This is a genomic window from Rhizobium sp. L43 (assembly GCF_002531725.1).
Taxonomy (GTDB): Bacteria; Pseudomonadota; Alphaproteobacteria; order Rhizobiales; family Rhizobiaceae; genus Rhizobium.
Genome location: NZ_NWSQ01000061.1, coordinates 1 through 7,525 on the forward strand (window position 1 = coordinate 1; position 7,525 = coordinate 7,525).

General features: G+C 54.7%; 7 protein-coding genes and 4 pseudogenes. 6 read left to right on the forward strand and 5 right to left on the reverse strand.

The genetic code is table 11. The features are described 5' to 3' along the window. The first annotated feature begins 252 nt into the window (after positions 1-252). A protein-coding gene (locus tag CO667_RS33915) for an IS630 family transposase (RefSeq protein WP_170961553.1) occupies positions 253-1,198 on the forward strand; the annotation gives its coding sequence in 2 pieces (ribosomal slippage) (positions 253-591 and positions 593-1,198; 945 coding nt in all). Between the two features lie 276 nt (positions 1,199-1,474). Further along, positions 1,475-2,064 (forward strand): annotated as a pseudogene (locus tag CO667_RS36460) (Tn3 family transposase); the annotation flags it as partial. Positions 2,065-2,190: 126 nt separating this feature from the next. Here the strand turns inward: CO667_RS36460 and CO667_RS36185 are convergent. Continuing rightward, positions 2,191-2,465, reverse strand: a pseudogene (locus CO667_RS36185) (serine recombinase); the annotation flags it as partial. Between the two features lie 94 nt (positions 2,466-2,559). On the opposite strand from CO667_RS36185, the pseudogene CO667_RS33930 reads away from it, so the two are divergent. Both CO667_RS33930 and CO667_RS33935 read left to right on the forward strand, forming a co-directional pair. Further along, positions 2,560-2,784: pseudogene (locus CO667_RS33930) on the forward strand (transposase domain-containing protein); the annotation flags it as partial. Beyond that, the gene (locus tag CO667_RS33935; RefSeq protein ID WP_096772340.1) at positions 2,784-3,080 is read left to right on the forward strand and encodes a hypothetical protein; all 297 of its coding nucleotides are present in this window, start codon (positions 2,784-2,786) and stop codon (positions 3,078-3,080) included. The pseudogene CO667_RS33930 and the gene CO667_RS33935, both read left to right, overlap by 1 nt. Before the next feature lie 310 nt (positions 3,081-3,390). Here CO667_RS33935 and CO667_RS35615 read toward each other — a convergent pair whose 3' ends face one another. After that, on the reverse strand, positions 3,391-3,963 hold the full coding sequence (locus CO667_RS35615) for a hypothetical protein (protein WP_239621135.1): 573 nt from the start codon (positions 3,961-3,963) through the stop codon (positions 3,391-3,393). A 356-nt stretch (positions 3,964-4,319) separates the two neighbouring features. Here CO667_RS35615 and CO667_RS33945 point away from each other — a divergent pair, with 356 nt between their 5' ends. Continuing rightward, a complete protein-coding gene (locus tag CO667_RS33945) occupies positions 4,320-5,015 on the forward strand; it encodes a DUF6875 domain-containing protein (protein ID WP_096772339.1) in 696 nt (231 codons plus the stop codon). Between the two features lie 83 nt (positions 5,016-5,098). After that, positions 5,099-5,620: a YbaK/EbsC family protein gene (locus CO667_RS33950; protein WP_054185946.1), complete on the forward strand. Its 522-nt coding sequence runs from the start codon at positions 5,099-5,101 to the stop codon at positions 5,618-5,620. 1,186 nt (positions 5,621-6,806) lie between these two features. Here CO667_RS33950 and CO667_RS36190 read toward each other — a convergent pair. The 3 genes and pseudogenes from CO667_RS36190 to CO667_RS36200 form a co-directional block, all read right to left on the reverse strand. After that, positions 6,807-6,914: a nitrogen fixation protein NifQ gene (locus CO667_RS36190; RefSeq protein ID WP_141098812.1), complete on the reverse strand. Its 108-nt coding sequence runs from the start codon at positions 6,912-6,914 to the stop codon at positions 6,807-6,809. A gap of 83 nt (positions 6,915-6,997) precedes the next feature. Continuing rightward, a pseudogene (locus CO667_RS36195) lies at positions 6,998-7,051 on the reverse strand (hypothetical protein); the annotation flags it as partial. A gap of 89 nt (positions 7,052-7,140) precedes the next feature. Continuing rightward, on the reverse strand, positions 7,141-7,329 hold the full coding sequence (locus CO667_RS36200) for a hypothetical protein (RefSeq protein WP_239621137.1): 189 nt from the start codon (positions 7,327-7,329) through the stop codon (positions 7,141-7,143). Positions 7,330-7,525: the final 196 nt, after the last annotated feature.

Here is a 7,525-nt window from a genome sequence, read left to right on the forward strand (position 1 = left end):
ATACCGTCGCCGACGACCGCGATACCAGAATCTCATCCAGATTGTCGCGCTGATCTCATCCAGATTGTCGCTCTACAACAAACCGAGTAGGGTTCTGAATGAACGTCTTGAACAGGATCGACAGCTCCGAAGTTCGGTGGGGGCGGTACAGTTGAGGCCTAGAGTCTGTCAGCGCTAATCGGAATCGTGCGGAGATTCCCTTGTCTTTGATTTTGTGATTCAAGGTCATTGCTGGTGTGGAGGCCAGCGATGATGGTGCGACCTCTTTCTCTGGATTTGCGAACGCGCATTGCGACAGCGTTGAATGATGGCATGACGGTTCGCGCCGCAGCGGAGCGGTTCGGCATATCGGCTGCGACAGCGGTACGCATCGGACAGCTCGATCGTTCAGGTAAAGGCCTGGCGCCGGCGAAGATCGGCGGCTATGTCAAACCGACACTGAGGGGTGCGGCCGCCGACGCCGTGCGTCAGCGGCTACAAGTCAAGTCCGACTGGACGGTGCGCGCACTGTCGGCGGACCTGAAGGCTGCGGGGATCAACGTGTCTCACGACACCGTCTGGCGCTTTCTGCGCAGCGAAGGCAAGACCTTCAAAAAAAACGCTGGTGGCAAGCGAGCAAGACCGCCCGAAGGTGGCCCGGTTCCGGATGCGGTGGAAGACCCATCAGCACCGGCTTGATCCGGACCGTCTCGTCTTCATCGACGAGACTTGGGTCAAGACCAACATGACGCGCACCTGCGGCTGGTGTCAGCGGGGAGAGCCCCTCATTGCAAAAGTCCCTCATGGTCATTGGAAGACACTGACCTTCCTGGCCGGCTTACGCCGCGATAGCATCGTTGCCCCCTTCGTCCTCGATGGTCCCATCAATGGCATCGCTTTCACCGCATGGGTTCGGCAATGTCTGGTCCCGACACTCAAAGCCGGTGACATCGTCATCCTCGACAATCTCGGAAGCCACAAAGGAAAGCCGGCCCGCGATGCGATCCGAGATGTCGGTGCACATCTCTTCTTCCTGCCGCCCTACAGCCCCGACCTCAATCCCATCGAGATGATGTTCGCAAAGCTCAAGACACTCGTCAGAAAGGCAGACGAACGAACCGTTGAAACAACATGGAGACGCATTGGAGAACTCTTGAAGACGTTCAGTCCCCAAGAGTGCTCTAACTACCTCAGACATGCAGGGTATGGTTCAAAATAAACCTGACAGACTCTAGAACCTCGGCGCTCAGTGAGCACCCCAATCCGCGTGGCCCCCCATCGAGCTTGCCGTCGATTTTTGTTGTTGCTGATGCACCCTGAAACCTGTGAATTGTTAACGGACTGTGGCCCTCCGCACGATAGTGGGTGCGGATGCGCCGCTTCTGGTGCCGCAGGCCTTGTCCCTGTTAACAGATGCTATGGCCGCATGCGTCAAGTAAAAGATCCACCGGATGCGACAAGAAACGAGACACCTATTGGGGAATGCCTGGCCGGGTCCCGACGCTATAGCGATCTCAGACCTGCACTTGTTCCGGCCCAGGCTGTGACCGACAGCGGTCGTCTCGCTGTGCCGTTGCGACAGGAGGAATAGCTGGAAATCTCAAGCTCACCTCGACATCCGGTTACGCGAGCTTGGCCGCGCCCGCTCGGGCTGGTACGATTCCCGGCGGCTCGATTGCGAAGGCGTCCTGTATTAGAGAGAAGCTCAAAGTTGCCGCACCGGACGGCTTTGAGGACGTGTTACTCGATCTCTACAAGCAAATCTCGCCCACGCGGATCACCGATGTCCCGACGTGGATGCTGCGACTGGCTTCTGCGAAGCATTCAATCATCTGCGGAGCGCCCTGCGATGAACGTCATCCTCGCGGAAGGGACTAACTTTGACCTGCGCATGATGGCCGATGCCACAGAGACACCCACACCTTGTGGTTGTTAATCCGTATTCGACAGTGGCATGTCGAAGGCGAAGCCTACGACCGGCGCTAGCCAGGGTGGTCGAGGCGCAGGCGGGGTTACCGATCCATGAGCACTCCGGCTTCGAGCGACGGCCTATTATTTGCCGCCACCGCGCAAGGCGATGCCATTAGAGGGTACGGTTCAGAATAACCCTGACAGGCCGACCCCAAAACCTTCAGAAACCGACCTGTCGCTCTTTCTTCGACGCGTCGAATGGAAACCCTCTGGCCAAAATATGGATGCCAGCGATAGTTAGGCTGATTTGTACGCGTGGATCGCACGCACCCGCCTTACAGAAGCGATCCGATGCCCGGTCCAGGTTTTTCCTTGCCCCGTTGGCATGCCCATTCGATTAAGCGACGCGGCGATATGTTCATCGGAGCAGCGACCAGCCATGCTGCGCATCACCGCCAGGGCATCCTCAGTGGTGGCACAACCGTGTTCACCGGTCTGAGGCTTACGGACCTTGAGCTCCGAAGCTGACCGCCCTTCCAATGGATCGTCAACACCACGTCACGCACCGCATCGTCGTCGTGCCAAATGGAAACCCTCTGGCCGAAATACGGATGCCAGCGATAATAGACCTCGACTTCATCGCCGACATGGGCAGAATGAACGGGCTTTGGCGTTGGAAGAGGGAACTGGCTCTTCGCGGGAGCCGATACGGGAGCGGAGACCTTGGCACGCGCCATGACGATCATCGAGACGGCAAAGATGAATGGTCGTGATCCGCAGGCATATCTGGCTGACGTGCTCGATCGTATCCACGATCACAAGATCAATCGGTTAGACGAATTGCTTCCGTGGAACTGGTCGGCGATCACCACAATCGACGCAAAGGCAGCCTGATGGCGACAGTCACCCACGTCCGTACGATCAAATTTGTTGCCGAAATTCTCGAAGAGGACCCGGAGCTTCTTCAGGCAATCGTCTCCAACGATGATAATCTGAGCTATGGCAGCATTATCTCCGTGTGCACTGGCGACGACGAATCCGTGACCGCACTGACAGACGACGGCATGGACGAATTGGAGCAGATGCTCAAAGACGCCCGCCGGTCATCCCAAGAATGGAACGACTTCCTCGACAGCTTTGTTGACGACGTGCCGCTCGTCGCTCGCATCAAAGCAAAATCTCCGCGGTAGCAATCGGGCCGGTTACGATCGAGGCGACGACCCTGCGTTCCCACTCGCCACCATCTCATGCACTGTCTCGACCAAGAGATGGACGACCGCGTTAGCGGAAAAAGACAGCGTAAATGCCAAGGTATGCGCCTGAGGACGCCGCCGAACCTCCCGCGCGGTTTCCTGGCAGAAACGACGATACAGCCGCTCCCCCGTAGCAGCGCCTGCACCGGCCGCCTGGCCGGCTGGGCGAAGTGGGTTAGCTCGATGAAGCTTGTGTACGGAGGGGACATTTGATTGATAAAAGGCTAATCGCGCGCGAGACGGCTTCTTACTTTTGCTTCCCCACAATAGAACTCGCTAAAATTGCCTGGGCTTTTAGATCGGCTGTCTTCTGAGAGGAACTTACAGGTGCTCCAGAAGACGCTGGCGATTTATTAATAGATGAAGACCGTGCCGTTGCCATTCCTTCCTCAGGAAGCGTAGCTACTTGAGCGGCACTGTCAATCGCTCTACGGCAGTCATCAAGGAAGTTAGCTATATATTCATTGACATAGACAACCAACGGCTCTTTTGGAACAACAATCAGACGCCGTTTGTCCGTTTTGTCCCGAGTGATGTCGATGAACCCACGCAAATGCGCTGCCTCGACATACTTTTGGCAAACAGTCTGGTTTTTAAAAGGTAGATAGCGACACGCCTGCATTTTCGTCATGGGTCTGTTATTAGCATGCATATGATATACTTTAAGCAGCAACCCAAGAATGTTCCTCAGGAAAAGTTTTTCTTCGGAATTTTCGCTAAAGAGATCTGACAAAAACGAGTCAATTTTCTCAAGCTTATGCTTTACGCCGACGTCGATCTGTTCTGGCGTATATATTACTCTTCGTGTTGTCTTCGCCACGGCCACGCCTCTGCGCAATGGGTCGTTCTGTTTTCACCCAAAGCCTGTTACCGGATCCCATCGCGGCGACATTTATCATATGTATGTCTTTATAACTACGACGAATATAGAGTTTTTAGCGGTCGTGCGACTGACCTTCAGGGTGCACGAGCCCCCGCTCTTGTTTTCACATCCATTTAAAAAAACAGTTACACAAGTGTAACTACCAGTGCTATCAAAAAATTCGGGAGCTTCGCTTCCGATGGAAGGTCGGTCTCTTAGTTGGCCCCCGACCCAGCTCGCCCGCCGCCCGAGCTGGCATGAAAGAGCCCGACCTTCCGTTTTGAACGTGTGGCTTTTCGAGCGAGGGATCCGAAATGACTAAAGAGATCTGGACAGATTACAGCCAACCGTTCGGGACGATCGGTCCATTGATGACAGTGGGCGAAATTCTGGAAAAGAACATTGATGCCGGATACAATGCCTACGATGAGTATACAAACGCAGCTCTTCAGAAATTTGCTCGGTATGCCTCGGACTTCCTCTCCAATCCACATCCTCGTTTGGGTCGGGACGGGAGCGTTTGCCCTTTCGTTCCCGAAGCTCTGACGAAGGGACTCTTACGGATTGCCGCGTCGCAAGTTGTTGCAGTTGACGAAATCGAAAATGAGATGGCGCGTATGCTCGCCGTCTTCAGCCAGATGAAACCCGTTATGTCCTTCAACGATCGAACGGGCGACTGGATCTATAAGGCGATTATTATTGCCCTTCCTGGAATTCAGGATGAAGGAGAGATCAACATGATAGGTCAACTGCAGAAACGGCTGAAGCCCGACTTCATTCAGGAAGGTTTCATGATCGGTGAATTTTATCCAGGTTGCCCGGAACCTGGGTTGCACAATAGGATGTTTCGACCGCTCGACACGCCGGTTCCAGCCTTGGCTATTCGGCATATCACCAAATATGATGCTCCTTTCATGCTTGGCAGCGATAAGTGCCTGGAGGCTTACTTCAGTATTTTTGGTGACGAGGGTCGCCGCCGCATTAGGCAACTTTTGGAGCGAACCGGCTGAAACCTACTCGCAACCGGGGTGTACTCGCAGTCGCAATCAGCCATGCTCGATCATCCTGCCATATGAAACGGAAGGAAACGACTATGTTGGATGTTCATCCGAACGTACTTGCTGAACTGCACCAGATCGGAGCGTCGACGGTACGATTGTGGCGATATAGTGATTTCGCCACCCCTATTACATCCCCTTCAGATTTAGCCTCTGCTATCGGCCTTCCCGTCGGACGCGTTGCAAAGACAATGATTGTTGCGGAGCAGCAAGCAGACGATGTGATGCGCCGATTGGATCCTGGACGCCACCTTTGTGCCGTTTTGCTGCCATCACCTGCAAAGATCGACATGAAAGCGGTTGCTGGCACGTATGGATGGAAACGAGCCGAACTGGCTCAGAAAGAACAGGTACTGGATCTCTTCGGCTACCCGTCAGGAAGCGTATCACCATTCGGTCTCCAGAAGATCGCCGTACTGATTGACACCGCCCTTTTTGCTTATCCTACCGTAGTCACAGGTGCGGGCAAGTTTGGAGTCGAGCTTGAGATCGACACGAGCATGCTTTGGAAGATCGGGCAGCCGTTGCAGACGCGTGCACGGGCCACCCAAACCTAACGACTCCGTCACCTATCAAAGAGAGGCCGTGACCAAGGTTAGGTTATTTCTTCGGAAGAGGAAATGCGGGTCGACATAACGGCGTCTTGATAGATAATGAGGGTTCCAATACGTATGCCGCGTTAACCGGCTCACAGTCCACACTATAACGAAATCCGTCCGGAGCCGCCCGCTCTAAGGCCGAAACTCAATCAGTCGAGCGCAAGCTTCAAACGTAACGGCACGTGGGCCGTCCTGAGGATAGCTGAACACGCGAAAAAACCTTCGAGCATCGACTCGCCGGCGCATGGAATTTCTAAGTGCGGATCGTACGAGTTCGCGCTGATTGGTTGTTTCAACGTGAATATCTAGTGGACTATGTCTGCGCATCGGCTCCCCATAAGTGGTAGAACCATGCGCCATGCCGGACTCGGCGCTAGCGCATGCATTTCCAACCTGAGTTCGTTCATTAAACGCGCTCTCGATCAGATGCTGCGCTCGGTATCGTCGCTGATCAAAGCGGACAACCTTTTTTCGGTTGCGCCGACTAGGAATGACCGGTGTGCATTTCTTCGTTTGCAGCGAGCAGCGCAATTTGCCCAGCGTAATACTTTTTGGCTCCCAACAGATAACGTATTGGGCCAGCGCGGGCGATCAAGCCTGGCGTACGCATTAACTGTCTGACGTCTCCTGCTGTGAAATTGCGGGCGGGAATCACATGGTGAGCGCATAGATTCTGGTGGTCCGGCCACCGCGACAACGGCCGATGGCTTGTTCTTGCGCCCCCTTTCCACCAAATGCCGCCGCGGGTCGTGCACAATTGGCGCAGTCCGCCGTACTCTTCGTCACTGCGCCAGTCTGCATGAGCGACTTCAGCCAGGAGCCTCGTTGCGACCATCAACGGGTTGAGCGATTATAGACCGTCGTCGGTGGGTCATAAGCGGCCAGGCAATCACACCAGCGGCAACCAACCTTCTCAACGTGGATGATGCCCGAATCACGCGACGGTCATCCACCCCGCGTGCACCTGGCTGGTTTTTCGGCAAGTGCGACTCCATTGTTGACCGCTCTTCCTTCGACAGCTTAGACAATTCTATGTCGTTTCTCCTGATCAATGCCCGGCAGTGAGTCAGGTAAGATAACTTCATCAATAGCTGATTGGATTTTGACCGAGGGACGCGACGCATGGCTTTTATGCCTTATGTAGCTACGTCGGTTCCGTGTCATACTCGTCGGAACGAAAGCAGCTCTGGAATTCCTCGCATTGTTGGTAATTCGGAGGGGAGCACAGAATGAAACCTGCAGATTGACAGATTTGGTGGTAGAGGTTTTTCTTCCACTCATATTGTGGGTGTTCTCAGCAGCGAGCTGGGGGAAATGATTGGCGACCAATCTGGTTCGTTCGCCCGGGTCGAGAAGGCCGAACTCCTTCCATAGTTGATCATCTCGCAAGCGCGAAGCGCAATAACTTTGGCAAATAGGCTGCTGATGAGCTCGTGCGGCCGGGCGTAATTCAGCAACAGACGACCATGCAACAGTCCTTACTCGACGCCAACCTCTGCATCCCGCACGTTTTCAACGGCAAATGACAAAGTAAGCGTGGTTGGATAGCGCATCTCGGAGTTCAATCTGCGAAATCCGGTCACCTCCGTAGCCGTCGCCTCGCCGGCCTCGACCTCCTCCAGTGCCCGCGAAAGTACGCAAGTGATGACATACTGATCGAAGCCCATTTCGCCACCGCTTCAGAGCGTCGCTTTGCAACGCGAATTTTTCGGAAGCTCCACTCCTACTCACCCCGATCGGGTGCTATGGAGCTCAGCAGGATGCCTTCGCCGCGGCGGAGCCCGGAGTGTGTTTAAGCATGGAATGTTGACCCCTCTGGCGGGGTGATACTTATCCAATTTTGACCCCCCTTGGATTTCATCC

Coding starts and splice junctions, on each gene's coding strand:
- CO667_RS36200 (WP_239621137.1), bottom strand. CDS start 7,329: ATGGGCTTCGATCAGTATGTCATCACTTGCGTACTTTCGCGGGCACTG.
- CO667_RS33945 (WP_096772339.1), top strand. CDS start 4,320: ATGACTAAAGAGATCTGGACAGATTACAGCCAACCGTTCGGGACGATC.
- CO667_RS33950 (WP_054185946.1), top strand. CDS start 5,099: ATGTTGGATGTTCATCCGAACGTACTTGCTGAACTGCACCAGATCGGA.
- CO667_RS33935 (WP_096772340.1), top strand. CDS start 2,784: ATGGCGACAGTCACCCACGTCCGTACGATCAAATTTGTTGCCGAAATT.